Genomic DNA, 26,028 nt, shown 5'->3' with positions numbered 1-26,028 from the left:
TGTGCCGTCTTGTGGTCGACAGCCTAGTAACAAATCATGTTGTTACATACAAAGAGTAACTATCCAGGCACGCCGTAATAGCCGTGGCCGGAGAGGACATCGCGGTGACGAAGACGCTCGCCATTATCGGGGCCGGCCCTGGGCTGGGGATGGGCGTGGCCCGGATATTCGGTCGCCACGGCTTCCGGGTAGGGCTGATCGCTCGAAACCAGGACAGGCTGGAGAACTTGGCAGGCGAGTTGGCCGAGCAGGGCATCACCGCCGTCGCGTTCCCCGCCGACATCCGCGACCGTGACGCTCTGGCCGCCGCCCTTACCTCGGCCGAGGGCGAATTGGGGCCGGTCGATGTGCTGGAGTACAGCCCAAGCCCAACCGGACCGATCACCAATGCCGCGCAGACTACGGCCGCCTCCGCCGCCGCGCAGTTCGAGTTGCACGTACTCGGAGCGGTGACGGCCGTGCGAACCGTGCTGCCGGGCATGCTGGCCCGCGGCGAGGGGACTGTATTGCTGACCACCGGGGTGTCCTCTACCGTCCCCGCGCCGTTTCTGGCCAACGTGGGCCTGGCCATGGCCGGTCTGCGCAATTGGGCACACACGCTGCATGCCGAACTCCACCCTCGCGGGATCCACGTGGCGACCGTGACCATCGCCTCCGGCATCATCCCCGGCGACGCTGTGGCAGACCCCGACGTTATCGGCGCGCGCTACTACGACCTGTACCGGCGGTGCGACCGCGCAGAAGAGGTCATCGGCGACCTCGACGCGTTCCGCGCCCTCGTTGCCGAGCGGATCGGCACGCACGGTAGATCGGCTACGTCAGCGACTGGATAGCGGCCCGTTCGCCCAGTCGTTCGACAAAGCGGGAAGAGAGCGCGGTCGCGGACGATCGTGACCAGGTGCGGCGCGCGTTTCCGGTGCTGGTCGGCCTCGATCATCTTGTCGGCCACGGTGATCCGGCCGCACGGGAGTAGGTCATTTGGTGACTTTCGTGCGGAAAGATGATCGGTCGGTGGCCGAGAATCTCGGGTCAGCGGCGGGCTCTCACGACTGCCACAGGGCGTCGCTCGTGACGCGAAAGTTCGCACGCCTCAGCAATATCGAACGCCGCCAAGGCATCAGCGACAGTGCAAGGATTGGCGAGATCGCCGCTGATGACTGATAGGAAAGCTGCCAGTTCGTCGGTGTACGCGTGCCGGAAGCGTTCCATGAAGTTGGGGTATACGGGGAGAAGCGAAGGGGGGTAGTCGGGTTCTGCCGAGGTCAGTGGAGCGCGGTCGTCGAGGCCGACTATCGCGTTTCCTCGGGAGCCGAGAACCTCGAGCCGTACGTCGTACCCCGCGCCGTTATAGCGGGAGAGCGAAACTGTTGCCAGCGCACCATCATCCAGCGTCAACAACACTGCGGCGGTGTCGACGTCGCCCGCGTCGGCGAAGAACTGTTCACCTCGGTTCGCGCCGGTGGCGTAGACCTCGACGACCTCGCGTCCGGTCACCCAGCGGATGATGTCGAAGTCATGAACCCCGCAGTCGCGGAAGATGCCGCCGGAGTGGGGGATGTATTCGGCGGGTGGAGGTGTGGGGTCGAGGGTGGTGGCGCGCAGGGTGTGGAGCCAGCCGAGGTTGCCGGAGGTGATGGCGGCTCGGGCGGCTCGGTAGCCGGCGTCGAAGCGGCGTTGGAAGCCGATTTGTACTGGGATGGGGGAGTTTTGGATGTGGTCGATTACGGCGAGGGTGCCTTGGATGTCGGCGGCTACCGGCTTTTCGCAGAAGACGGGGATGGCGCGGTCTACGGCTCGGGTGATGAGTTCGGGGTGGGAGTCGGTGGCGGTGGCGATGACCAGGCCGTCGATATCGGAGGCCAGGAGGGTGTCGATGTCGGGTACGACCTCGAGGCCGAGCTTCGCGGCGACACCACGGGCGCGTTCGGCGTCGGCGTCGGCGACGATGACGCGGCCGACGTCAGGCAGGTTCTTCAGGGTTTCGGCGTGTGCGGAACCGATTCGTCCAGTGCCGGCCAGGCCGACTGTGACGGTGTTATCGGATGGCATCGAACTCTCCTTCTGGTGGTGAGCTGGACCAGTAGTGGGTGTAGGCGGCTCGAGTTGGTGTGGCCCAGTGCGTTTCGGCGGTTCGGACGTGACAGCGGCAGGTCGTCGAGTTGACCGGGGCGCGCGCCGGGGCGAGGGGATCGAGCGGATCTGAGCTCCGGCCGTTTTGCGTATTTCGAGGATCTGAATGAAAGCGATACTGACGATGGCTATTTCGGTTGGTGAACGAGATTCAGCCTGCGGGCGCGGCCGTCGTGGAGCGGACGACCAGGGACGGTTGTAGTCTGCGGCGCACCGGGTCGGTGCGTTTATCGCGGAGGCGTTCGACGAGTGCTTCTATTGCCAGTCGGCCCATTTGGGTGCGTGGTTGGTCGATGGTGGTCAGTGCGACGTGGCGTAGCGCGGCCAGGGACGTGTTGTCGTAGCCGATGACGGAAACATCCTGTGGCACACGTAATCCCGCCTCTTGCAGCGCGGACATGGCACCGACGGCGTTGAAGTCGTTGCCGCACACCAGTGCGGTCGGAAAGTTGTCGCGGGAGAATAGATTCAGCAGTTTGTGAACGGCCGCGATGCCCGCGGAATCGGTGTGCTCGCTCTCGATGATCATCGGCTCGAGGCGGTGTCGCGTCATGGCGGCGCGGTAGCCGCGGCGGCGCGCGGCGGAGGTGAAGGCGGCGCCGCCGTCGAGGTGCACGATGCGACGATGGCCTAGGTCGGCGAGGTGATCGACGGCCAGCGTGGCACCGATTTCGCCGTCGTCATTGACGGTGTCGACGTCGGGGATGGTAGAGCTGCGGGAGATCAGCACGACCGGACTCTGTTGTGTCGCATCGCGAATCGCGGCGGCGGGCAGCACAGGGGAGAGCAGGACGATGCCGCCGGGGCGGAAGGAGAGCAGGCTTTCCAGTGCGGTCCGTTCACGGGCGACGCTGCGGCGGCCGGTATTGAGGATCAGCTCGAGTCCGGCGTCCTGTGCGGCGGCGTCCATGCCGTCTACGACGTCGGCGAAGAAGGCGTTGCGCAGGTCGGAGACCATGACGCCGACGATGTTGGAGGTCCGGCTGGCCAGTGACCGCGCCATGATGTGTGGTTGGTAGCCAAGGTCTTTCGCGGCCTCGAGCACCGCACGGCGGCGATGATCGCTCACCTTGGGTGACTCGCGCATGACGAGAGAGACCAAGGCGCGTGAGACGCCGGCGCGTGCGGCGACATCCTCCATGGTCGGTCGCGTCATGTCGCCTCCGTTCCGTATTCCGTCATCCCGCCGTGTCGGACGTTACAAGGTTGCGGCGCCTGAATCAATAGAGCGCTCTAATCGGACATTTTTCATCACTACTTCGCGGTTCATCGAACCTGGGTGTGGCTATATTTGCAGGTTGAAGCATTAAAACAGGCACCGGTGCAGTACTTGACACGATATGACCTACGTTACATAGTTGGAGCGCTCCAACTATGCGGAGCGCAACCGTCGATAGGTCGGAGAAGTCCCGATGACCGAACCTCGCCACCCATTGCGTATCGCGGCGGCGCCGATCTCCTGGGGAGTCTGCGAAGTCCCCGGCTGGGGTCGTGTGCTCGACTCGCACACCGTCTTGACCGAGATGGTCGCCCTGGGAATCTCCGCGATGGAACTCGGGCCGCCCGAGTACCTACCGCGCGATCCAGTCGAATTGCGCTCGCTGCTCGACGAATTCGGCATACGCGCGATCGGCGGGTTCCTGGCACTCCCGTTGCACCTGGACGCTCGCCCTGCCATCCAGACCGCAAGACGAACCGCTGCCTTGTTCGCCGCGACCGGTGCCGAGGCGCTTATCCTCGCGGCAGCGACCGGGCTCGACGGATACGACACCCGACCGCCACTGGTCGATGCCGACTGGCACATCCTCATCGAAACCGCCGCCGCTATCCGCGATGTCGCTGCCGAATATGGTCTGCGGACCACCCTGCACCCGCATGTCGGAACCTATGTCGAGACCGAGCCGGAAGTGCGACGTTTTCTCGCCGATTCCGATCTGGATATCTGTCTCGACACCGGCCATCTACTCATCGGCGGCACCGACCCGGTACTCCTGGCGCGGCAGTATCCCGACCGGATCGGGCACATTCATCTGAAGGACGTCCGCAGCACTCTCGCGAATGAAGTACGCGAGGGCGCAATCGAATACAGCGAGGCGGTCCGCCGCGGGTTATATGTTCCGCTCGGTGCGGGCGACGTGGATGTCGAGGCACTGGTGCGCAGCGTGCACGCGGCCGGATACCGCGGCTGGTACGTCCTCGAACAGGACACCGCCCTCCCCATGGACGCGCACTCCGACCCGGATACGGCTGTCGACTCGGACACGAACCCAGACGTGGCTGCCGCGTGGCTGCCGAGTCGTGACGCCTTACAAAGTCTGCGATACCTGGCGGACGTCGGTTCCGCGCTGACCTCGGCTCGAATCTAGTTGGGAAGTGATGACAACGATGTCTCTCAGAGCGCACCGGCCCGGACGGTGGCAGCGGATTGTGCCGTGGTTGGCGGTGACCGCCGTCCTCGCCGCCTGTAGCGGACCGGGTACCGATGCCCCGGTCTCGACCCAATCACCGGTCGTCGCAGGCAAATTGAGTTCGGTGGCGGTGGTCACCCATGGTAGCCCCGGCGATGCGTTCTGGAATGTCGTCAAGAATGGCGCCGAGCAGGCGGGTAAAGACCTCGGTGTCACAGTCGAATACAACTCTTCCGGCGATCCCGGACAACAAGCCAAGCTGATCGACAATGCCGTCGCACAGGGTGTGGACGGCCTGGTCGTGTCGATGGCCAATCCAGAGGCGCTACGGCCTTCCGTGGAAAAGGCAGTGGCAGCGGGCATTCCGGTGGTGACGATCAATTCCGGCGAGAGTGACAGCGCGAAGTTCGGCGCGATCGGCCACGTCGGGCAGAGCGAATCACTGGCCGGGCAGTCGGCGGGTAAGCGCCTGGCCGACGCGGGCCGCAAGAAATTGCTCTGCGTGATTCACGAGGCGGGCAATATCGGCGCCAACCAGCGTTGTGAGGGCGCCACCAAGGCATTCGGTAATGGGACAACACTTCAAGTGGACATCAACAACCCGACCGACGCGCAGTCCCGGATCAAGGGCGCGTTGGAAGCGGACAAGTCCATCGACGCGGTACTCACGCTGAATTCACAGGTCGCCGCGCGTGCGGTGGACGCGGTGAAGGAATCGCAGTCCGCCGCCACCGTCGCGACGTTCGATCTCAATTCCGATGTGGTCGACGCGATTCGGGCGGGCAGGCTGGTATTCGCGGTGGACCAACAGCAGTACGAACAGGGCTACCTGCCGGTGGTGATGCTGCAGCTGTATCGGGCGAACCTGAACTCCGTCGGTGGTGGCGCATCGGTGCAGACGGGTCCGGCATTCGTCGACAAGGACAACGTCGATGCCGTCGCCGCGCTCGTGGCACAGGGCACGCGGTAGGTCAGGAGTAGATGACATGAGCACTGCCACAAAAACTTCCGAGACCACGCAGGCGAATGCGCCGGACGGCCCCTCGCTGTTGCAGCGGCTGATGGTCCGACCGGAGATCGGTGCGCTACTCGGAGCGATGCTGGTCTTCGCGTTCTTCTCGATCATCACCGACCGGTTCCTGAGCCCATTGGGCATCGCGACCTGGCTTGACGATTCCTCGACGCTGGGCATCATGGCGGTCGCGGTGGCGGTGTTGATGATCGGCGGCGAGTTCGATCTGTCGGCAGGGGTGATGACCGCGTCCACGGCCTTGGTGACCGCGTTGCTCGCGGTGAACGGGGGTTGGAATGTCTGGGCGGCACTGTTGGTTTCGCTGGTGTTCGCGCTGGCCGTCGGTGCGTTCAATGGCTGGTTGGTAATGCGAACGGGGTTACCGAGTTTCATCGTCACGCTAGGCACTTTCCTTGCGCTGCAAGGTCTCAACCTCGGTGTCACACGGCTGGTCACCGGAACCGTTCAGGTGTCCGGCATTCGTAGTGCTGATGGCTACAACTCGGCCGGCTGGGTATTCGCGTCGACGTTGAATATCGGTGACACGCATTTGCAGGCATCGGTCGTGTGGTGGGTGGTGCTGACCGTGATCGCCGCGGTTGTGCTGGTACGCACCAAGTTCGGCAACTGGATATTCGCGGTCGGTGGCTCACTGCCGAGCGCCCGCGCCGTCGGTGTGCCCGCGGACCGGACGAAGATCGTGCTGTTCATGACGACCGCGTTCGCGGGCTGGGTCGTCGGTTCGTGCGGCATCCTGCGTTTCGCGAGTGTGCAGGCGAATCAAGGTGTGGGGCTGGAGCTGCACTACATCATTGCGGCGGTGGTCGGTGGGTGCCTGCTGACCGGTGGCTTCGGTTCGGCCGTCGGGGCCGCGATCGGAGCGCTGATCTTCGGTATGGCGCGTCAGGGCATTGTGTTCGCCCGATGGGACAGCGACTGGTTCATGCTGTTCCTCGGCGTGCTGTTGCTGGCCGCGGTGCTGGTCAACAATAGATTCCAGAAGCGAGCCGAGAGGGTACGCCGATGACTACTCCATTGATCGAAGCGATCGATATCGGTAAGAGCTACGGCGGTGTGGTCGCATTGCGGGACGTCACCACGGTCGTGAACGCGGGACAGGTAACCTGCATCCTCGGCGACAACGGTGCGGGCAAATCGACGCTGATCAAGATTCTGGCCGGCGTGCACCAGTATGATCGCGGCGAACTGCGGATCGATGGCGCGGCGACCCGATTTTTCTCTCCCCGAGAGGCTTTGGATCGTGGCATCGCGACGGTATATCAGGATCTCGCTGTCGTGCCGCTGATGAGTGTGTGGCGGAACTTCGTCCTCGGCTCCGAGCCGACCTTCGGTTACGGTCCATTCCGGCTGCTCGATCGTGGCAAGGGACGTGAGATCGCGCGACATGCCCTGGAGGATATGGGGATCGAAATCCACGACATGGAGCAGCCGGTCGGCACACTGTCGGGCGGCCAGCGACAGTGCGTGGCCATCGCCCGCGCCGTCCATTACGGCGCGAAGGTGTTGATTCTCGACGAACCGACCGCGGCACTGGGTGTGAAGCAGGCCGGCGTGGTGCTGAAGTATGTCATCCAGGCTCGCGACCGTGGGCTCGGTGTCGTGCTCATCACTCACAATCCGCACCACGCGTATCCGGTCGGCGACCGGTTCCTGCTGCTCAAACGCGGTGCGATGCTGGGTTCCTACGAGAAGTCGGAGATCGATGTCCAGGAGTTGACGCGCCAAATGGCGGGCGGCGCGGAATTAGACGCGCTGCAGCACGAACTCCAGCGAGTGGTGACGTCATGAGAGATGCCGGGGGTTTGGAAGCTCTGACGATCGGTCGAGTCGGCGTCGATCTGTACCCGCAGCAGAGCGGCGTCGGGCTGGCCGAGGTCGAGACGTTCGTCAAGTTCCTGGGTGGCACCGCGACCAACGTCGCGGTCGCCGCCGCCCGACTCGGCAGGCGCTCGGCCGTGCTCACCAAGGTCGGGCCCGACGGCTTCGGTGATTTCGTGCGGAACGCGCTGGATGGTTTCGGCGTCTCATCGCGCTACGTCACGACCGCGCCGAATCTGCTGACCCCGGTGGTCTTTTGCGAACTCTCGCCGCCCAGCGACCCGCCGTTGCTGTTCTATCGGGCACCGATCGCTCCGGATCTCACCATTGCCGAGGACGAGATACCTTGGGACATAGTTGATTCCGTGCCGCTGCTCTGGGTCACCGGTACCGGTGTGAGCGCCGAGCCCGCGCGCTCTACCCAGCGCAGTGTTCTCGAACGACGCGCTCGCCGTGGACATACCGTGCTGGATCTGGACTATCGGCCGATGTTCTGGCCGGACGAGTCCACCGCACGTACCGAGATCAGTTGGATGCTCGATTACGTGAATGTGGTGGTAGGCAACCGAACCGAGGCCAAGGTGGCCGTCGGCACCGCCGACCCGGATCTGGCGGCCGACCGCCTGTTGGCGCGCGGCGTCCGGCTGGCGGTCATCAAACGTGGTGCCGACGGCGTCCTCGTAGCCACCGAACAGGGTCGCTGGTCGGTGCCACCGTGCCGGGTCGAGGTGGTGTGCGGGCTAGGCGCGGGCGACGGATTCGGCGGTGCCCTCATCCACGGTTTGCTCTCGGATTGGGAGCCCGAACGGATCGCCACCTACGCGAACGCCGCGGGTGCGCTGGTCGCCTCGCGTCTCGCCTGCGCCGACGCGATGCCGACCAGCACCGAAATCGAGGAGGTGCTGTGTATCTGACCGATGAGCGCTGGCTGGAACTGTTGCGCGTGCGGGTAACCGACCCGGCCGCCATCGAGCGCGCCTACGCCAAGCGGCGTCGTCGACCGACCCTGCTGTCGGGCACCGAGACCCTCTTCCTCGTCGCCGCCGACCATCCCGCGCGCGGCGCGCTCGGTGTCGGCTCCGATCTGACGGCCATGGCGGATCGACGCACCCTGCTGGAGCGACTGCTGGTCGCACTGGCGCACCCGGCGGTGGACGGCGTTCTCGGTTCCCCGGATGTGGTGGAGGAACTGCTGCTCCTGGACGCATTGGACGACAAGATCGTTATCGGCTCGATGAACCGCGGCGGCCTGGCCGGTGCCGAATGGGAAATCGACGACCGCTTCACCGGATACGACGCTGACGCACTGGTCCGATTCCGCCTCGACGGCGGCAAAATGCTGCTGCGCCTGGTGGATGCCGATGCGGGCACCATTCCGACACTGCACGCTTGCGCCCAGGCTGTCTCCGAATTGGCCGCGCACGAACTGATGGCCATGGTCGAACCGTTGCCCTATCACCGCGACCACTCCGGCGCGCTGGTGATGAGCCGGGACGCGCCCGCGCTGGCGCGCGCGATCACGGTAGCGTCGGGTCTCGGTGTCACCTCCGCGTACACCTGGCTGAAAATCCCCGCACCAGAAGACTTTTCGGTCCTGGATGCGACGACACTGCCGGTCGTGGTTCTCGGTGGCACCCCATCCGGCGACCCCGCCGCTGACCTCGCCGCCTGGGGTGTCGCAATGAGTCACGATGTCGTGCGCGGCCTGGTGATCGGCCGATCCCTCCTGTACCCGCCCGACGGTGACGTAGCAACCGCAGTAGACGCCGCCGCCCAAATGCTGCGGGAGGCTCGATGATGGGGGTGTGGCGGTGAGGTTGCTGCGTGCGGCTGGGACGTTGGCCGACGGGCTGGATCCGGTGCTACTCGATGCCGAACGGGCTGGGTGGAGTTATGCCGGGCTGCGTGTACTGCGGTTGGGGGCGGGGGAGACGCGAATGGTTCGCACCGGAGAGTACGAGGCTTTCGTGCTGCCTCTCGCCGGTGCGTGCACGGTGCGGGTGGATGGGCTGGAGTTCGAATTGGCCGGGCGGGATTCGGTTTTCGCTCGTGTCACCGACTTCGTCTATGTGCCGCGTGACGCCGAAGTCGAGTTGTCGACGGTCGGCGGGCTCGAGGTCGCGCTGCCGATGGCGCGGTGCGCGAATCGGCTCGAGCCGAAATACGGTCCAGCCGAGAAGGTTCCGGTCGAGGTGCGTGGTGCCGGGCCTGCGACACGGCAGGTCACCAACTTCGGGGTGCCCGGAATCTGGGACCACGCCGACAAACTCAACGCCTGCGAACTGATCACCCCGGACGGCAACTGGTCCTCCTATCCGCCGCACAAGCATGACGAGGCCGGTGTGTGCGAGGTGATCAACGAGGAGATCTACTACTTCCGCATCGCCGGGCGCGACGGAATCACTACGTCGAGAATGGGTTTCGGCATGCACCGTACCTACACCGTCGACGGAACGCTGGATGAGAACGTGGCCGTCCGCGACGGCGACGTCTTCCTGGTGCCACACGGCTACCACGGGCCCTGCATCGCCGCACCGGGCTATCCGATGTACTACCTCAACGTGCTGGCAGGCCCAGCGCCGGAACGTTCGATGGCCTTCTGCGACGACCCGACCCACAGTTGGGTGCGCGACAGCTGGGCCGACCAACCGCTCGACCCGCGCTGTCCGGTCACCGACCATAACGGCCGCTGCTCATGAATCGTGGATGCGGTACCAGCCAGTGCGCAGCCTCGATCACGAGGGGCATTCCTATGAATCCGATTGTGGGGCAATCGCAATGGTGTCCTTGGTCTTCGCGTAGTCATGGCGTGATTGTCGAAATGGCTGGTGGTCGGCCGAACGGCTCACCTGACAAGGGGGCTCACATCGAAAGGTGGCACGCATGAGGTTGACCACGGCGCAGGCATTGGTGGCATGGCTGATCGCCCAGTGTTCGGAGACCATCGACGGCCGCGAAGTTCCCTTGTTTCCCGCTGTTTTCGCGATCTTCGGACACGGCAATGTGCTGGGTCTCGGTACGGCTTTGCATGAGCGTCGCGACGAGATTCCGGTGTGGCGAGGACATACCGAGCAAGGGATGGCCCTCGCCGCCGTCGGTCTGGCCAAGGCCACTGCGCGGCGTCAGGTCGGTGTCGCTACCTCGTCGATCGGTCCCGGCGCGTTGAACATGGTGACCGCCGCGGGGGTCGCGCACGCGAATCGCCTTCCGCTGCTGCTTGTTCCGGGCGACACCTTCACGAGTCGCGCGCCCGATCCCGTCCTGCAACAGGTCGAACACTTCGACGATCCCACCCGCACCGTCAACGACGCGTTCCGCTCGGTGAGTCGGTATTTCGACCGGATCACTCGCCCCGAACAGCTGATTGCCACGCTTCCTCAGGTCGCGCGAGTGCTGACCGACGCCGCGGATGCCGGGCCCGTCACGCTGGCACTGCCGCAGGACGTCCAGGCCGAAATCGCCGACTTTCCTGGGGAATTGTTCGAACCGGTCGTGCATCGGCTCATCCGCCCCCGCGCCGACGATCGTGCCATTGCCGATGCTGCCGCTACATTACGTGCGTCGACCCGGCCGCTGCTGGTGCTCGGCGGCGGCGTCCGGTACTCCGGTGCGGGCACCCGTGCTATCGAATTCGCCGAGCGCCACGGTATGCCAATCGTGGAGACCACCGCCGGACGCACTCTCGTCCCACATTCGCACCCGTTGTACGCGGGCCCGCTGGGTGTTACCGGCGCGGCCTCCGCGAACACATTGGCGGGCGAAGCCGACCTGGTACTCGCGGTTGGCACGCGACTGCAGGACTTCACCACCGCGTCGTGGACGGTATTCGCACCTGACGTCACGCTGGTCATGATCAATGCCGCCCGCTTCGATGCCGTCAAGCACGGCGCCCTCGCGGTTGTCGGCGACGCGGACGCGGCACTCGCGGATCTGGCGGCGCATCTCGCCGCCACCGGCCAGGATTGGCGAGCCGATGTCGACTGGTCGACTCGTGCGAGCCGGACGCGCACGGCATGGGACGCCCACATCGATTCGCTGCGTGCCCCCACCGGAGGAGCCCCCACATACGCCCAAGTGGTCGGCATCGTCAACGAGCTGAGCGATCCGGGCGACTACGTCATGACGGCGTCGGGCGGCCTGCCAGGTGAGCTGGTCGGTGGCTGGCGGGCGTCCGGCGGCGCGCCAACGATGGATGTCGAGTACGGATTCTCCTGTATGGGTTACGAACTCGCGGGTGCGTGGGGTGCGGCAATGGCGCACACCGACGGCCTGGTGACCACCATGCTCGGCGACGGTTCCTATCTGATGCTGAATTCGGAGCTGTTCTCGGCGTCCTTCGCCGGACACCCGTTTGTCGCGGTCGTCTGCGATAACGACGGCTACGCGGTGATCGCGCGGTTGCAGGAAGGCCAGGGCGGCGAGCCGTTCAACAACTTCTACGCCGATTGCCGAACCAACCACACCGAACCGCCCCGTGTCGATTTCGCGAGCCACGCAACCGCATTGGGTTGCGTTACATTCACCGCCACCGATCTCACCGAATTCCGCGCCGCCTACGCCCACGCCCGCGTCGCCGCCCGTGCCGAGTCCCGACCGGCCGTGCTCGTGGTCCGCACCCGGCCCGCCGCCTGGACGGAGGCCGGAGCCTGGTGGGAAGTCGGTGTCCCCGAACACCTTTCAGGCTGGGCCGCCTACCAGGAAGCGAAGTCACGACAACTGCGCTACCTGTAGAGCCACCCGCATCGGCCGCTGTCACGCACCGTCATCCGGACAGCCGCAACGATCCCACCCGCCATCTCGATCGCTGTCGGCGACGCCGACAACGCATCGGAGGCCGCGGGTCGACCTCGACGCCGTTCGCACGAGGTCTCGGTCTTCCTGATCGGCTGATTCGTCGAGGTCGGCCCGACGCCCCGATGCTGACACGTGCCTTCTGCCTCAATGTTGTGTGGTGCGGAGGTGGATCCGCTCGCCCTGCTTTCCGAAGAGGCTGAGTAGTTCGACGCTGCCACGTCCTGCGGCGCCGAACCAGTGCGGAATCTGGCAGTCGAATTCGGCTGCTTCGCCAACTCCCATGATGAAGTCGTGGTCGCCCAGTTTTACGCGGAGTTGTCCGCGCAGTACGTAGAGCCATTCATAGCCCGTGTGGGTCCGAAGGTAGGGCTGTTCGTCGTGCGACGGAATGGTCATCTTGTATGCGCGTGGTTCGCCCTGATGTCGTGACAACGGGATCAGGACGCGGCCGTCTTTTTTAGTGGGCTGCTGCGGCACGCGCGGATCGAGTATCCGGGGCGCGGAGACGATCTCGTCGAGGGGGATGCCCAGTGCTGCGGTAATCGGTAGCAGGAGTTCGAGGCTCGGCTTGCGCTGCGCTGATTCCAGCCGCGACAGCGTGCTGGTCGAGATGCCGGTGGCTCGTGCGAGGTCGGCCAGACTGAGGCCCTTCTTCTCGCGGACATGCCGCAGGCGAGGAGCGATCTGTTCGATCACGGCACCGACGCTCGGTTGCTCGTTCATGACACGCAGTCAACCAAATGTGTCCCGGAATCAGCAACAGTAGTTGTCGATATCGGTTGACGGTCGCGATCCTGTGAGCGGAGGTGATCCGAATGGACGCGAGAACGTTTTCAACTGATGGATCGGTGTCAGAGGTGTTGTGGGACACGGTCATCGTCGGCGGTGGAGCCACCGGATTGTCGGCCGGGGTCGTGCTCGCGAGGGCACAGTTCGCCACCCTGGTCGTTGATGGTGGTGCGCCGAGGAACGGGCGGGCCGACCACATGCACGGGTATCTGACCCGCGATGGCATGCGTCCGAGCGAGTTTGTTCTCAGCGGGCAAGCCGAGCTGACCCGTTACGGCGGGACGCTGGTGCGGGCATCGGTGACCGGCGCGCGCCGCGCATCCGACGGCACGTTCGAGCTGTGCGTCGACGGCGACCGCGTCGTGCGTGCTCGGTCGGTGCTGGTGGCAACCGGATCGGCCGACGAGCTGCCAGACATCCCGGGCCTGGCCGAGCGGTGGGCATCCGAGGTGCACCACTGCCCCCACTGCCATGGTTATGAAGTGCGGGGGCGAACCATCGCCGTAATCGGTAGCGCGATGGGGGCGGTGTCGAGCCATCTTGCCGCGCTGATGCGCCGCTACAGCTCGCATGTGACGTTCTGTGTCAACGGCATCGAAGTCAGCGTCGCCGAGCGGCAGCGCCTCACGGCCTACGGCGTGCGCCTGATCGACGTGGGCGTGACGCGGGTGGTGACCAGCGCGGACGCCGCGGGCGATCACGCGGTCACCATCGAACTCGACAACGGCGCGGCAGTCCGGTGTGCGGCCATCTTCGTGGCACCGCGTCCAGTGCCCCACGACGCGATCCTCGCCGCACTGGGTGCGGCCAGGGACCCCGTGAGCGGACTCGTCGCCGTCGACTCCGGAGGTGCGACGAGTTGCGCCGGGGTCTGGGCGGCCGGGAATGTGGTCAACCCGCGTGCCCAGGTAATCGCCGCCGCGGGCGCGGGTTCAACCGCCGCCGTCAGCATGACCGGCTGGCTGCTCGATCGGGAGCTGTCCGCTGCTGTCTCGGCGGGCCTGCTTGATGTCAGGGGCGTCAACTGATGGCCGACACCGACACGCGGAGGTCCCGAGTCAGTCGCTCCGAACGGCTGCCCATCGGTGTGTACCTGCTGGGTTTCAGCCTGTTCGCGATGGGAACCGCGGAATTCCTGCTGGCAGGCGTACTGCCCGCGGTCGCCACCGACCTCGATACCTCGCTCTCCGCAACAGGTTTCTTGATCACGGCATTCGCGCTGGGAGTCGTACTCGGCGGCCCGCCCCTGGCAGTGCTGAGCCTGCGCTGGCCTCGCCGCACCACGCTGGTGGTAACCCAGGGCGTCTTCGCGGCCGGCGTCGCCGTCGGACTGGTCGGCAATTACCAGATCTTGCTGATCACCAGGATGATTTCGGGGATCGCCTACGCGGGCTTCTTCGCTGTCGCGTCGGTGACCGCGATCAGCCTGGTGACGCCGGACCGCAACGCCCGCGCCGCTGGAATCGTGGTCAGTGGCCTCAGCGTGGCAATGATCGCCGGTGGTCCCGCCGGCACGCTGCTCAGCCATTTCATCGAATGGCGCGGCGGCTTCTGGGTCGTGGTGGCATTGACGGTCGCCGGGATCATCGGCTGTCGCTTCGGACTTCCCGCCGACGACGCGGACGCCAACACGACTACCGGGCCGAGTGTGTCGCGCGAGCTCGCCATGATGCGGAAACCGATGCTCTGGTGCGTCTACGCAATCACGGTCCTCACCACCGCGGCGTACATGATCACGTTCAACTACCTGGCGGCGATGCTCGCCGACATCACCGCTGTCCCCGCAGTCTGGATCCCGGCGGTTCTCGCGCTCTTCGGTGTCGGGGCCTTCATCGGATTGTCGATCGGCGGCCGTGTCTCCGATCGGCGCCCTCACCTCGCGCTACTCGCCGGCGCATCGGCGATCGTGATCCTTTCGGTCGTCCTGGTTGTCGTAATGCCTCTGGTTTGGGCAGCGGTGCCTGCGATATTCCTGCTCGGCATCGCCGCTTTCGTGCTGAATCCGGCCATCTACGCCCGCGTCTTCGCGATCGCGGCCGATGCCCCGACCCTCGCCGGTGCCACCACGGTGTCGGCTTTCCAACTGGGCATCAGCATCACCCCCGTTCTAGCTGCCGCCACGCTCACTCGAGGGGCTGCCCTTACGTCGGTGTGCTTTATCGGAGCCGGACTTGCCGCGGCCGTTGTCCCGCTGATTCTCCGCGACCGGGCACGGCAGCCGCGTGCAACGGAGCGCGCGGCGGTTGCCGCGGATCCGTACTGAGGGTCAAGACCGAGATCGTTGTGCGACCGCAATATGGCGATCGGGTGGGCGCCGGTTTGTTGCCAGCGCCCGCCGTCAGCGCCGATTCCGGGGTCTGGTTCCGCGCCCGGATTCGTGACCGTCGCGCCCTGGGAACGTCGGTTTGCTCACAGTGGGGGGTGTCAGATGTGGAGTAATTCGTCGGATGATGGCATTGTTGACGGCGAGACCGGGCTTATCAAAGTGATCTACTCGGCTCGCCTACAGGAAGTAAGAAGTAAAGAACATGGCTCAAGGCAGTGTGAAGTGGTTCAACAGCGAAAAGGGCTTCGGCTTTATCGCTCAAGACGGAGGCGGCCCTGACGTCTTCGTGCATTACTCGGCCGTTTCCGGCTCGGGTTTCCGGTCCCTCGAAGAGGGCCAGCGCGTGGAGTTCGAGATCGGCCAGGGCCAGAAGGGTCCGCAGGCCCAGGACGTCCGCGCTATCTGATCAAGCGTGACTTCTGAGAGGCCCGCACCCGGCAGGGGATGCGGGCCTCTTGCCATATCCGGGGGAAGATTTCGTCGTTCAAGAGACCTTGGCGAACTGTGCGTGCGTGACCGGAGGGGAACTGACCACCGACGTGCACTCGTATCCGGGCAACGTTCCCGGATCGTCGTAGGGTCGCTCGCCCGCGCCGAGCAGGATGGGACGATCGGCCCGAACGTGTTGCACCCCATGATGGTTGCGCCGATGCCGACATCGCCCGCCGGGAGGAAGCGAGGAAGCGAGGTTATGTACGCGTAGCTTCGGCACAGTCAACTCGTTGTCATCTGATTGCTCTATGCAATCACTTGCTCATGCGATAATCGCAACCAGTTGTATATTGCAATCGGCAGTTCGAAGAAGTTCGCCGAGGAGGAACACCGCATGCGCGACGAGGGACGCTCGGGTTGTCCGATCAACGCGACAATCGAGGTGATCGGGGATCGATGGACACTGCTGGTGCTGCGTGACGTCATGTTCGGCAATCGCCGGTACTTCCGGGAACTGCTGGCCGGGTCGGAGGAGGGAATCGCCTCGAATATCCTGTCCGACAGGTTGAAGCGGCTGGTCGCGGCGGGCCTGCTCAGTCGGGCGGATGCCCGTCCCGGTCAGAAGGCCGAGTATCGGCTGACCGAACCCGCCATTCAGTTGGTGCCGATCATGGCCCAGCTCGGCTCATGGGGCCTGCGACATCGGCCGACCACGAAACAGCTGCGCGTTCGTGCCGAGTTGCTCGAGGCCGGTGGGTCGGAACTATGGGCGGAGTTCATGGACGAACTGCGCGAGTCGCATCTCGCAATCCCACGTCCCGATCACGGCGGACCGAGCGCCACCGAGCGACTCGCGCGGGCGTACGAGGAAGCTATGGCCGAGGCTTAGTTTCGCGGCCGTGCATCGGCCAGTGCGGCGCCACTGCCCATTTCGCGCGTACGTGACTCGAGCTCGGTCAATTCGTCAACGGCCGCAACCGAATTCGCGGGCACCTCGCATTGCTCCATCGACGTCGGTAGGTGCATCGGCGCGGCGGCGGTGGTGGGATGCTCACGCACCGCGAGTGCTCTCCTGTGAGGTCGCCATGCGTTGATCCACATGACGCCATCCGCGCTGCGAACCGATACCGCGACCTTGGACGCGGCCAACTCGTGTCTGCTCGCGTTCATCGCACATGATCGGGCCGGGTTCGGCGGCCCGCTGATGGCGACCGGGTTGGCGATCGGTCGGAAATCAGCGTGCTGCCGGGTCTCCGGTGCGCACCGCGTTTATACGGTCAATTCAATTTATCCTCAGACTCCTTTCAGCTTTCTCTTAACAACTCGAAGTATTGATCCTTCGCTGAAGTAATTAGAGGAATCGAAAATTGGCCACGACCTATTAGGGCATGTTGCCGCTGATCAGGGCATATATGGACGGTTGTCCAGCTCACCTTTGATGGCCGATGTAGTCTGCGTCACAATTGCTCCGAATTTTGTAACCGGATTTGTTCCGGCCTCGATAGGCCACATGTCAGCCAGTTCTTCTGGAGTGTTTTTTCAATGAGAGGTAATCATGATCCCCGTTATCATCGACACCGGTAGCGCCGCTCTGGACGGTCTCTTCAGCACTGTGGGCGCGGCCCTGCACGGTATCCTCAGCACCCTGTGGACCGGCTCGTTCGGCGGCTGAGTACGAATGACGGTCGCCTGATTCGACCTCCAACCGGTCCCGGATGCCTAACGGCACCGGGACCGGTTGCGTTCGTATCGGCCCCTCGGGTCGCACTGACGTCACTCGCCCACCGGGTGGTAGGCCGTGGTGAATCCTCGCCCACTAAGCTGAGCGGCGGTAATTGCCGATCCCTTTCTCCCCAGGAGTACTCCACCGTGAGCCAAGCAGGCCGCCCTGTTGTTCTGATCGCCGACAAGCTCGCCCAGTCGACCGTCGACGCGCTTGGCGACGGTGTCGAGGTCCGCTGGGTCGACGGCCCCGATCGCCCCGCGCTACTCGCGGCCGTCGCCGACGCCGACGCACTGCTGGTTCGCTCGGCGACCACCGTCGACGCGGAAGTGCTCGATGCGGGCAAGAACCTGAAGATCATCGCCCGCGCCGGCGTCGGCCTCGACAATGTCGATGTGCCCGCGGCGACCGAGCGTGGCGTCATGGTCGTCAACGCGCCCACCTCGAACATCCACACCGCCGCCGAGCACGCGGTCACTCTGCTGCTTGCCGCCGCGCGGCAGATCCCGGCCGCCGATGCGACCCTGCGCGAGCACACCTGGCAGCGCAGCAAGTTCAATGGTGTCGAGATCTTCGACAAGACCGTCGGTGTCGTCGGTCTCGGCCGCATCGGTCAGCTGTTCGCCGCCCGCCTCGCCGCCTTCGAAACCAAGATCGTCGCGTATGACCCCTATGTGTCGCCTGCCCGCGCCGCACAGCTCGGCATCGAGTTGTTGCCGCTGGACGAGCTGCTCGAGCGCGCCGACCTGATCTCGGTGCACCTGCCGAAGACCCCCGAGACCAAGGGCATCATCGGCAAGGAGGCCATCGCCAAGACCAAGCCGGGCGTCATCATTGTCAACGCCGCGCGCGGCGGGCTGATCGACGAGACCGCGCTCGCCGACGCCATCAAGTCCGGACACGTGCGGGCCGCCGGCCTGGACGTGTACGAAACCGAGCCGTGCACCGATAGTCCGCTGTTCGAGCTGCCGCAGGTCGTCGTCACCCCGCACCTCGGTGCCTCGACCTCGGAGGCTCAGGACCGCGCGGGCACCGATGTCGCGAAGTCGGTGCTGCTCGCCCTGGCCGGTGAGTTCGTGCCGGGCGCGGTGAACGTCACCGGTGGTGCGGTGGGTGATTCCGTCGCGCCGTGGCTGGATATCGTGCGCAAGCAGGGCGCCCTGCTCGGTGCCCTGTCCAACGAGCTGCCGGTCAGCGTCGAGGTGCAGGTGCGCGGCGAGCTGGCCTCCGAAGAGGTTGCGGTGCTGGAGCTTTCGGCACTGCGTGGGGTCTTCTCGGCACTGGTCGAAGACCAGGTCACCTTCGTGAACGCGCCGGCGCTCGCCAAGGACCGTGGCATCACCGCCCAGGTGACCACCGTGTCGGAGAGCCCGAGCCATCGCAGCGTGGTCGATCTGCGCGCGGTGTTCGGCGATGGCAGCACGCTGAATGTGGCGGGCACGCTGACCGAGCCGCAGCAGGTCCAGAAGATCGTCAACATCAATGGCCGCAACTACGACCTGCGCGCCGAGGGCCTCAACCTGGCCGTCCTGAATTACGAGGACAAGCCGGGCGCGCTCGGCAAAATCGGCACCAAGCTCGGCGAGGCGGGGATCGACATTCTCGCCGCCCAGTTGAGCCAGGACGTCGACAAGGAAGGCGCCACGGTGGTGCTGCGGGTCAACCGTGACGTGCGTGCCGACGTGCAGGCCGCCATCGTCGAGGCTGTCGGCGCCGCGAAGGTCGTGCTCGTCGACCTGATCTGACCGATCGGCGGGACGTCGTCACGGGTCGTTCACGAATTCTGTTGCGCGCCGCCACCTTTGGTGGCGGCGCGCAACAGGCGTGATGAGTGCGGAGACGGTGACGTCGCCGAGTGATCACGAACGAGCTTCGCGCGACACGCCCGACGACGGACCGGTGCGGCCCACCAAGTACGGTGACGGTGCTGCTGTCCGCCCCGGACCCGCGCAGACATCCGAATACCAGGGCGGGTGCGCACAGCTCGTCATGAACCCGGCATTGCCGGTGACCGGCAATACGGAACGGAGCATTGTTGTCATGAAGCTTGCTGTCATCCCCGGTGACGGAATCGGTCCCGAGGTCATCGCCGAGGCGCTCAAGGTGCTCGACGTCGTGGTGCCCGGGGTCGAGAAGACCGAATACGACCTCGGTGCCAAGCGTTATCACGCGACCGGTGAGATCCTCCCGGAATCGGTGCTGCCGGAGTTGAAGCAGCATGAGGCGATCCTGCTCGGCGCGATCGGTGACCCGTCGGTGCCGAGCGGTGTGCTGGAGCGTGGCCTGCTGCTGCGCACCCGTTTCGCGCTGGACCATCACGTGAACCTGCGGCCTTCGAAGCTGTACCCGGGTGTCACCAGCCCGCTGTCGGGCAACCCCGACATCGACTTCGTGGTCGTGCGCGAGGGCACCGAGGGGCCCTACACCGGCACCGGCGGCGCCATCCGCGTTGATACCCCGCATGAGGTCGCGACCGAGGTCAGCACCAATACCCGTTTCGGCATCGAGCGCGTCGTGCGCTACGCCTTCGCCAAGGCGCAGGCCCGTCGCAAGCACCTCACTCTGGTGCACAAGACCAATGTGCTGACCTTCGCCGGTTCGCTGTGGCAGCGCACGGTGAGTGAGGTCGGCGCCGAGTTCCCCGACATCGAGATCGCATACCAGCACATCGATGCCGCCACCATTCACATGGTCAACGATCCGGGCCGCTTCGATGTGATCGTTACCGACAACCTGTTCGGCGACATCATCACCGACCTCGCCGCCGCGGTCAGCGGTGGTATCGGCCTGGCCGCCAGCGGCAATATCGATGCCTCCGGCACCAACCCCAGCATGTTCGAGCCGGTGCACGGCAGCGCGCCTGACATCGCGGGCCAGTCCAAGGCCGACCCGACCGCGGCGATCCTTTCGGTCTCGTTGCTGCTCAACCATCTCGGCAATACCGATGCCGCCACCCGCATCGAGTCCGCGGTCGCGAAGGACCTGGTCTCGCGCGCCGGCACCGCCTCCACTGTCGAGGTCGGCGACCGCATCGCCGCCGCCGTCTGATTCGGTCGCGGTAGAACGAACGAAGGCCAACTCGCAAGCGGACTGAGCGAGCAGCCCGTATGCGGCAGCGCTGCTCCACGCACCGAACTTCGAGTTGGTGTGGGGACAAGCCGGTTCTCTCGAATTCTGACGTCACGGTCGCCGGGATCTCGGAAGGCTTTGTGTCCGAGGGTATCCGACATCCGTGACTGACCGAACGACCCCGGCCGCGTGAGCGTGGCCGGGGTCGAAGCGAATCATTGGGTAGCGCCGCCCAGGATGTGAGCGCAAGGTCAATACTGTTGGGTTGCTCGACTGGTAGGGACCAAGGGGACTGCCGCGACCGCTGATATCGCGGCCGCCAAGTAGGCTGCCGGAAACCCGGTGGCAGTGATCAGGGCGCCGAAAACCGGTGGGATGGCGGCCATTGCGAGGTTTTGGCCGGTGTTCTGGATGCCGAGACCGCGACCGCTCCAGTGGGGGCCCGCGATTTCGGCGACGGCGGTGAAGGCCAGGCCATTATCGGAGACGGTGATGACCGACGCGGCGATCAGAAGCGGGATGGCGGCCCACCACGCGTGCGTCCAGGCGGCGAAAGCCAGTGCAGCCATGGAGATTACGGCCGCGATCGCGACTGTGCGCAGCGGGCCCAGCCGACTGCCGATCCGATCCGACCAGTGGCCCGCGCCGATTCTGCCGAAGGCGCCCAGGATTTGGGTCGCGGTGACCAGGAGTCCGGCGGCGGGCAGTGACCAGCCGACGTCGCGGTGCAGCCACAGCAGCGCGAAGGTCCACACCGTTCCCTGTGGGACGCACAGTAATACGGACACCGCGTGGATGCGCCACAGTGTGGATACGCCGCGATACGGGTTGGCTCGATCGGCGGCCTTGCCTTCGGGGCGCGGTGGGTCGACGACCCAGATCAGGCAGCCGATCGCGGCGATGCCAGCCATGATCGCAGGAACCAGGATTGCCGCCGAAACCCCTTGTGCCGCAGCGACGGCGGGAATCGCCAGCGCGCCGACGCCGACACCGAGCGGCTGCGCGGTCTGCCGGATCCCCATGGCCAGCCCGCGCCGATGCGGCGGGAACCAGCCGACGATGACCCGCCCGCTCGCGCCATTGGTACTCGCCGCACCGATGCCGCCCAGAAACAACAGGACGCCGAGGGCGATGTGGTTCGACGCGGTAGCGGCGGAAATACCCGCCACCAACATCAGCAACGGGCCGCCGACCAGCACCTTCCGCTCGCCGATGCGGTCGACGACATAACCCCAGGCGATCAGGGTGCACACCAGCCCGACAGTCGGCATCGCTACCAACAGTCCGGCCGTCGCCAGCGGCATGCCACCCGCGGTCAGCGCCGGCAGCAGGAAGGGGACCCCGTGGATGAAAACCGCGCTGGAGGACTGTGCGAACACACCGAGACCGAGCATCGACCGCCGTCGAACCTCACGAACCTCTGTCACGGCCGCCACAACGTCACCTCAGAATCTCATAATATGAGAACATGTTCCCACTGTGTGAATTACGAGACCTACCGTACACCCGCCGCGCAAGCTGATTTCCCCAAGAGCTGTCCATCGAGTCACACCGAACAACGCCGTGCAGGCACCCCAACTCCTCTGTATGTCTTCTGGCATGGCCCGCCTCGGGTCTGGACTGACGGAGCGGAGGAGCGAAGCGGAGGAGCGGAGGAGGGAAGACCCGAGGTTACGAGGGCCACGCCTCGCGGCGCGGAGCGTCGCCATTCAACACAGCTCACGAGGGCCGCGCCTCGCCGCGCCCGCGCGGCCAAATACACTGCTCGCATGCGTCTAGGTCGAGTTGCCAGTCCCGATGGGGTCGCTTTCGTCAGCATTGAGGGAGCGGGAAGCGACACCGTCGCCAAGGAAATTGCGGAGCATCCGTTCGGTACGCCGACGTTCACCGGGCGGAGTTGGCCGCTGGCCGATGTTCGCCTGCTCGCACCGATCCTGGCGAGCAAGGTGGTGTGCATCGGTAAGAACTATGCCGCGCACGCGGCCGAGATGGGCGGGTCCGCGCCTACCGATCCGGTGATCTTCCTCAAGCCGAGCACTTCGATCATCGGCCCGAATGCGCCGATCGTCTTGCCGCCCAGTTCCTCTCAGGTCGATTACGAGGGCGAGCTGGCCGTGGTGATCGGTCGCCCGTGCAAGGATGTGTCGGCCGCTCGCGCCCTCGATGTGGTGCTCGGTTACACCGCCGCCAACGACGTGACCGCCCGCGATCAGCAGCGCCACGACGGTCAATGGACACGCGGAAAAGGCTACGACACGTTCTGCCCGCTCGGCCCATGGATCGAAACATCCCTGGACCCATCGGATCTGGAGATCGTCACGGAGCTGGAAGGTGAGGTTCGGCAGCGTAGCCGCACTTCGCTTCTGCTACATGATATTCCGAAGCTGATCGAGTGGGTGAGCGCCGTAATGACATTGCTGCCGGGCGATGTCATTCTCACCGGAACCCCTGAAGGCGTCGGTCCGATGCAGTCCGGGCAGAACGTGTCTGTGACCGTTGAAGGTATCGGTACGCTCACCAATCCTGTTGCCGCTAAACGCCACTAGCGACTGCTCGCCGGTCGCTCGAAACAACCTGTATCGAAAGGGAGCCATGACTGAAGTACGGGTCCGCTTCTGCCCGTCACCCACCGGGACACCGCATGTCGGCCTGATTCGGACCGCGCTGTTCAACTGGGCGTACGCGCGCCATGTCGGCGGCAAGTTCGTATTCCGTATCGAAGATACCGACGCCGCACGGGATTCCGAGGATTCCTACCGTGCAATTCTGGATGCTTTGCGCTGGCTCGGCCTCACCTGGGACGAGGGGCCGGAAGTCGGCGGCCCCTATGGGCCGTACCGGCAGTCGCAGCGACGGGATTTGCACCTCGACGTGGTGCGGAAATTGCTGGACGCCGGAGAAGCGTACGAATCCTTTTCTACGCCAGAGGAAGTCGAGCAGCGTCATCGCGCCGCGGGGCGTGATCCGAAGCTCGGTTACGACAACTACGACCGAGATCTGACACCGGAGGCGATCGAGGCGTACCGCGATGCCGGTCGGCCCGCAGTAATACGGCTTCGGATGCCCGACGAGGACATCACATGGCAGGATTTGGTGCGCGGTGAGACCAAGTTCAAGCCGGGTAGTGTGCCGGACTACGCCCTCACCCGTGGTAGCGGTGACCCGCTCTACACGCTGGTCAATCCGGTCGATGACGCGTTGATGAAGATTACCCATGTGCTGCGTGGCGAGGACCTGCTCTCCTCGACGCCGCGACAGATTGCTCTCTATGGTGCGCTGCGCCGAATCGGCGTCGCGGATTTCACCCCGGAGTTCGGTCATCTGCCGTTCGTGATGGGGCAGGGCAACAAGAAGTTGTCCAAGCGCGATCCGGAGTCGAATCTGTTCGTTCACCGCGATCGGGGATTCATTCCGGAGGGTTTGCTGAATTATCTCGCGTTACTCGGCTGGAGCATCGCGGATGATCACGATGTGTTCTCGATGGCCGAGATGGTCGCCGCCTTTGATATTTCGAAAGTTAATTCGAATCCGGCCCGTTTCGACCAGAAGAAGGCGGATGCGATCAACGCCGAACATATCCGGTTGCTGGAGTCGGGTGATTTCACCCACAGACTGCGTGAGTACCTGACCGAACACAACCACATCGGCGCTGAAATCGACGAGAAGTCGTTTGCTGCGGCTGCGGAACTGGTGCAGACCAGGATCGTGGTTTTGGCCGATGCGTGGGACCTGTTGCGTTTTCTGTTTGCGCCCGCCGAAGATTTCGCGATTGATCCCGCCGCGGGTGCGAAGAATCTCGGTCCCGAGGCCACTCCGGTATTGCAGGCGGCTGTCGCGGCGCTGGAGTCATTGCCGGAATGGAATACCGCCGCCATCGAGGATGTGCTCAAAAGTGCGCTGATCGACGATCTGGGGCTCAAACCGCGTAAGGCGTTCGCGCCGGTGCGGGTCGCGGTGACCGGTTCGCACATCAGCCCGCCGCTGTATGAGTCGCTGGAACTGCTCGGTCGCGGGACCACGCTGGAGCGGTTGCGGTCGGCGCGGGAATGGGCCGCAACGGTCTGACGACGGCCGCGAGAGCCAAAAACCGGTCTCTGACCAGGCGATTTGTAGTTAACCGGGCGCTGTTTGGTACTCTCTTTCTCGGCCAGGAACACGGCCTCGGAGTCAGCCAGACACGAGGCCGAGCGCCCGGTGCATTGGGGTATGGTGTAATTGGCAACACAGCTGATTCTGGTTCAGCCATTCTAGGTTCGAGTCCTGGTACCCCAGCGGAGATTGTTGTCGACCTCGGTTCGCGGCCGAAAGATCAACAGCAACCGGCGATTTGGTCGCCGAGCTTCGGCCGGTTAAGCTAGCCGAGCTTCCTCTGATCGGAAGATCATTACGATCTCGAGATCACACGGATGATCACCACGAAAGTGGGGGATCAGTCCTGGCCCCGTCGTCTAGCGGCCTAGGACGCCGCCCTCTCAAGGCGGTAGCGCGGGTTCGAATCCCGTCGGGGCTACAACTTGTCAAAGGCTCACGCTCACAAGAGCGTGAGCCTTTCTCGTTTTCGGGGACGCTCTGACATGGCGAAGGCCCTCCGGTCCGGTGTCCGGAGGGCCTTGCTCGTATCTGCGGGTCTATCCGCTCTTGCGTCGGAACTCGCGCTTGTGGCTGGCGTTGCCGTGTGCGGACGATGCCTTCGATCGTCCGTCCAAGTGATCGGCCGCGCGGGCAGAGTTCTGGTTCTTGCGTTCCAGCGCCTCCTTGAACTTGCGCTTCACCTCTTCGGCACTGCTGTTGGAACTATCTGCTTCCGCCATCGCATGCTCCTCGTCGTCGCGGCCGCGCCCGGCCCCGTGCGGGGTGCCCGGCGGGTGGATGGTGCGCGGCCGATTCTTGTCGAACGTTTCGACGCTAACGTGCCCGCGTCGCCTTGTCAGGCAGATTTCGCGCCGTTCGGTGGGATTCCGAGCGGAAGGCCCGCCCCGGTTATTCAGTCGAGCGCGTGCGCGGTGGTGCCACCGACCGGCATCGCCGGCAGGCCGAGCTTGCGGTGGTCCCAGCTGCGCAGCCGGTCGGCCACCACACGGATCGCGACCCGCTTGTGCAGCATCTGCTCGACGAAAGGGCGGACCTCTTCGCTGTAGGGACCGGTGTAGCGCTCCCACACGCTGACGCCCACCGCGTACAGCCGGTCCGGATCGTCGATGATCTCGGCGTGGCCTTCGATGGAGACGCCGCGCAGGGTGTCGTAGGTTTCGCCCGCTTCGATCATGCAGGTGACGCGCGGGTCGCGGCGCAGGTTGACGGCCTTCTGTGACTTGGCCTTGGTTTCGAACCACAGCTCGCCGTCGATCAGCCCGTACCACATGGCGATCAAATGCGGCGTGCCCTTCGGGCCGATGGTGGCGAGGGTCGCGATGCGGCTGCGCGTCAGGAAATCGGTGACCTCGGTGTCGGACATCACGATCTGTGCCCGTTGGTTTGCTCCCATGGGCCAACTGTAGTGAGTGCC

25 protein-coding genes and 2 tRNA genes are annotated in these 26,028 nt (G+C 64.8%); 19 read left to right on the top strand and 8 right to left on the bottom strand.

The genetic code is table 11. The annotated features are described in order from the left end of the window. Positions 1–104: 104 nt before the first annotated feature. Positions 105–833 carry an SDR family NAD(P)-dependent oxidoreductase gene (locus tag LKE06_RS30890; RefSeq protein ID WP_228002975.1) on the top strand — a complete coding sequence of 243 codons (729 nt, stop codon included), beginning with the start codon at positions 105–107 and terminating at the stop codon, positions 831–833. 196 nt (positions 834–1,029) lie between these two features. On the opposite strand, the gene LKE06_RS30885 is transcribed toward LKE06_RS30890, so the two are convergent. Together LKE06_RS30885 and LKE06_RS30880 are read right to left on the bottom strand one after the other, a co-directional pair. Then, positions 1,030–2,049: a Gfo/Idh/MocA family protein gene (locus LKE06_RS30885; RefSeq protein ID WP_228002974.1), complete on the bottom strand. Its 1,020-nt coding sequence runs from the start codon at positions 2,047–2,049 to the stop codon at positions 1,030–1,032. Positions 2,050–2,281: 232 nt separating this feature from the next. Further along, positions 2,282–3,286: a LacI family DNA-binding transcriptional regulator gene (locus tag LKE06_RS30880; protein WP_228002973.1), complete on the bottom strand. Its 1,005-nt coding sequence runs from the start codon at positions 3,284–3,286 to the stop codon at positions 2,282–2,284. A 256-nt stretch (positions 3,287–3,542) separates the two neighbouring features. Here LKE06_RS30880 and LKE06_RS30875 point away from each other — a divergent pair, with 256 nt between their 5' ends. The 8 genes from LKE06_RS30875 (at position 3,543) to iolD (ending at position 12,120) form a co-directional block, all read left to right on the top strand. Continuing rightward, a complete protein-coding gene (locus tag LKE06_RS30875; protein WP_228002972.1) occupies positions 3,543–4,496 on the top strand; it encodes a TIM barrel protein in 954 nt (317 codons plus the stop codon). A 19-nt stretch (positions 4,497–4,515) separates the two neighbouring features. Beyond that, positions 4,516–5,508 carry a sugar ABC transporter substrate-binding protein gene (locus tag LKE06_RS30870; protein WP_228002971.1) on the top strand — a complete coding sequence of 331 codons (993 nt, stop codon included), beginning with the start codon at positions 4,516–4,518 and terminating at the stop codon, positions 5,506–5,508. Between the two features lie 16 nt (positions 5,509–5,524). After that, positions 5,525–6,577: an ABC transporter permease gene (locus LKE06_RS30865; RefSeq protein ID WP_228002970.1), complete on the top strand. Its 1,053-nt coding sequence runs from the start codon at positions 5,525–5,527 to the stop codon at positions 6,575–6,577. Continuing rightward, positions 6,574–7,359 carry an ATP-binding cassette domain-containing protein gene (locus LKE06_RS30860; protein WP_228002969.1) on the top strand — a complete coding sequence of 262 codons (786 nt, stop codon included), beginning with the start codon at positions 6,574–6,576 and terminating at the stop codon, positions 7,357–7,359. Before LKE06_RS30865 ends, LKE06_RS30860 begins: the two co-directional genes overlap by 4 nt. Then, complete coding sequence (iolC, locus tag LKE06_RS30855; protein WP_228002968.1) at positions 7,356–8,303, top strand: 5-dehydro-2-deoxygluconokinase; 948 nt, start codon at positions 7,356–7,358, stop codon at positions 8,301–8,303. Before LKE06_RS30860 ends, iolC begins: the two co-directional genes overlap by 4 nt. After that, positions 8,294–9,187: a Cgl0159 family (beta/alpha)8-fold protein gene (locus LKE06_RS30850; protein WP_228002967.1), complete on the top strand. Its 894-nt coding sequence runs from the start codon at positions 8,294–8,296 to the stop codon at positions 9,185–9,187. The genes iolC and LKE06_RS30850 overlap by 10 nt, the downstream gene beginning before the upstream one ends. Before the next feature lie 13 nt (positions 9,188–9,200). After that, positions 9,201–10,088, top strand: a complete 888-nt coding sequence (gene iolB / locus LKE06_RS30845) for a 5-deoxy-glucuronate isomerase (RefSeq protein ID WP_228002966.1) — start codon at positions 9,201–9,203, stop codon at positions 10,086–10,088. Between the two features lie 184 nt (positions 10,089–10,272). Further along, entirely contained in the window at positions 10,273–12,120 is a 1,848-nt protein-coding gene (gene iolD, locus LKE06_RS30840; RefSeq protein WP_228002965.1) for a 3D-(3,5/4)-trihydroxycyclohexane-1,2-dione acylhydrolase (decyclizing), read from the top strand. 207 nt (positions 12,121–12,327) lie between these two features. On the opposite strand, the gene LKE06_RS30835 is transcribed toward iolD, so the two are convergent. Continuing rightward, positions 12,328–12,906 (bottom strand): helix-turn-helix domain-containing protein, encoded by a 579-nt coding sequence (locus LKE06_RS30835; RefSeq protein WP_228002964.1) that lies wholly within the window; start codon positions 12,904–12,906, stop codon positions 12,328–12,330. Positions 12,907–13,031: 125 nt separating this feature from the next. Here LKE06_RS30835 and LKE06_RS30830 point away from each other — a divergent pair, with 125 nt between their 5' ends. The 3 genes from LKE06_RS30830 to LKE06_RS30820 all read left to right on the top strand — a co-directional run bounded on the left by LKE06_RS30830 (position 13,032) and on the right by LKE06_RS30820 (position 15,704). Then, a complete protein-coding gene (locus LKE06_RS30830) occupies positions 13,032–14,000 on the top strand; it encodes an NAD(P)/FAD-dependent oxidoreductase (RefSeq protein WP_228002963.1) in 969 nt (322 codons plus the stop codon). Continuing rightward, positions 14,000–15,235, top strand: coding sequence for an MFS transporter (locus LKE06_RS30825; protein WP_228002962.1), 1,236 nt, complete (start codon positions 14,000–14,002; stop codon positions 15,233–15,235). Before LKE06_RS30830 ends, LKE06_RS30825 begins: the two co-directional genes overlap by 1 nt. Positions 15,236–15,500: 265 nt before the next feature. Continuing rightward, a complete protein-coding gene (locus LKE06_RS30820; protein WP_040693519.1) occupies positions 15,501–15,704 on the top strand; it encodes a cold-shock protein in 204 nt (67 codons plus the stop codon). A 78-nt stretch (positions 15,705–15,782) separates the two neighbouring features. On the opposite strand, the gene LKE06_RS30815 is transcribed toward LKE06_RS30820, so the two are convergent. Then, positions 15,783–15,929 (bottom strand): hypothetical protein, encoded by a 147-nt coding sequence (locus tag LKE06_RS30815; RefSeq protein ID WP_228002961.1) that lies wholly within the window; start codon positions 15,927–15,929, stop codon positions 15,783–15,785. A 144-nt stretch (positions 15,930–16,073) separates the two neighbouring features. Between LKE06_RS30815 and LKE06_RS30810 the strand changes: the two genes are divergently transcribed. Beyond that, entirely contained in the window at positions 16,074–16,619 is a 546-nt protein-coding gene (locus LKE06_RS30810; protein ID WP_228002960.1) for a winged helix-turn-helix transcriptional regulator, read from the top strand. On the opposite strand, the gene LKE06_RS30805 is transcribed toward LKE06_RS30810, so the two are convergent. Beyond that, positions 16,616–16,900, bottom strand: a complete 285-nt coding sequence (locus LKE06_RS30805; RefSeq protein WP_228002959.1) for a hypothetical protein — start codon at positions 16,898–16,900, stop codon at positions 16,616–16,618. The genes LKE06_RS30810 and LKE06_RS30805 overlap by 4 nt on opposite strands. Before the next feature lie 699 nt (positions 16,901–17,599). On the opposite strand from LKE06_RS30805, the gene serA reads away from it, so the two are divergent. Together serA and LKE06_RS30795 are read left to right on the top strand one after the other, a co-directional pair. Continuing rightward, positions 17,600–19,198: a phosphoglycerate dehydrogenase gene (gene serA / locus LKE06_RS30800; RefSeq protein ID WP_228002958.1), complete on the top strand. Its 1,599-nt coding sequence runs from the start codon at positions 17,600–17,602 to the stop codon at positions 19,196–19,198. A 295-nt stretch (positions 19,199–19,493) separates the two neighbouring features. Then, positions 19,494–20,501, top strand: coding sequence for a 3-isopropylmalate dehydrogenase (locus tag LKE06_RS30795; RefSeq protein WP_228003280.1), 1,008 nt, complete (start codon positions 19,494–19,496; stop codon positions 20,499–20,501). Positions 20,502–20,773: 272 nt separating this feature from the next. Here the strand turns inward: LKE06_RS30795 and LKE06_RS30790 are convergent, their stop codons facing one another. Next, the gene (locus LKE06_RS30790) at positions 20,774–21,916 is read right to left on the bottom strand and encodes an MFS transporter (RefSeq protein ID WP_255650117.1); all 1,143 of its coding nucleotides are present in this window, start codon (positions 21,914–21,916) and stop codon (positions 20,774–20,776) included. Between the two features lie 375 nt (positions 21,917–22,291). Between LKE06_RS30790 and LKE06_RS30785 the strand changes: the two genes are divergently transcribed. The 4 genes from LKE06_RS30785 (at position 22,292) to LKE06_RS30770 (ending at position 25,032) form a co-directional block, all read left to right on the top strand. After that, entirely contained in the window at positions 22,292–23,068 is a 777-nt protein-coding gene (locus LKE06_RS30785) for a fumarylacetoacetate hydrolase family protein (RefSeq protein WP_228002956.1), read from the top strand. 46 nt (positions 23,069–23,114) lie between these two features. Next, on the top strand, positions 23,115–24,587 hold the full coding sequence (gltX, locus tag LKE06_RS30780) for a glutamate--tRNA ligase (protein ID WP_228002955.1): 1,473 nt from the start codon (positions 23,115–23,117) through the stop codon (positions 24,585–24,587). A 135-nt stretch (positions 24,588–24,722) separates the two neighbouring features. Beyond that, a tRNA-Gln gene (locus LKE06_RS30775) sits at positions 24,723–24,794 on the top strand. A gap of 165 nt (positions 24,795–24,959) precedes the next feature. Then, positions 24,960–25,032 (top strand) — tRNA-Glu (locus LKE06_RS30770). Between the two features lie 118 nt (positions 25,033–25,150). On the opposite strand, the gene LKE06_RS30765 is transcribed toward LKE06_RS30770, so the two are convergent. Beyond that, complete coding sequence (locus LKE06_RS30765; RefSeq protein WP_228002954.1) at positions 25,151–25,333, bottom strand: DUF5302 domain-containing protein; 183 nt, start codon at positions 25,331–25,333, stop codon at positions 25,151–25,153. Positions 25,334–25,506: 173 nt separating this feature from the next. Next, positions 25,507–26,007: a PPOX class F420-dependent oxidoreductase gene (locus LKE06_RS30760; RefSeq protein ID WP_228002953.1), complete on the bottom strand. Its 501-nt coding sequence runs from the start codon at positions 26,005–26,007 to the stop codon at positions 25,507–25,509. Between the last annotated feature and the right edge of the window lie 21 nt (positions 26,008–26,028).

The organism is Nocardia australiensis (assembly GCF_020733705.1).
GTDB lineage: Bacteria > Actinomycetota > Actinomycetes > Mycobacteriales > Mycobacteriaceae > Nocardia > Nocardia australiensis.
Note: the sequence above shows the minus strand (reverse complement) of the source record. Positions and strands in the feature narration are given on the sequence as shown.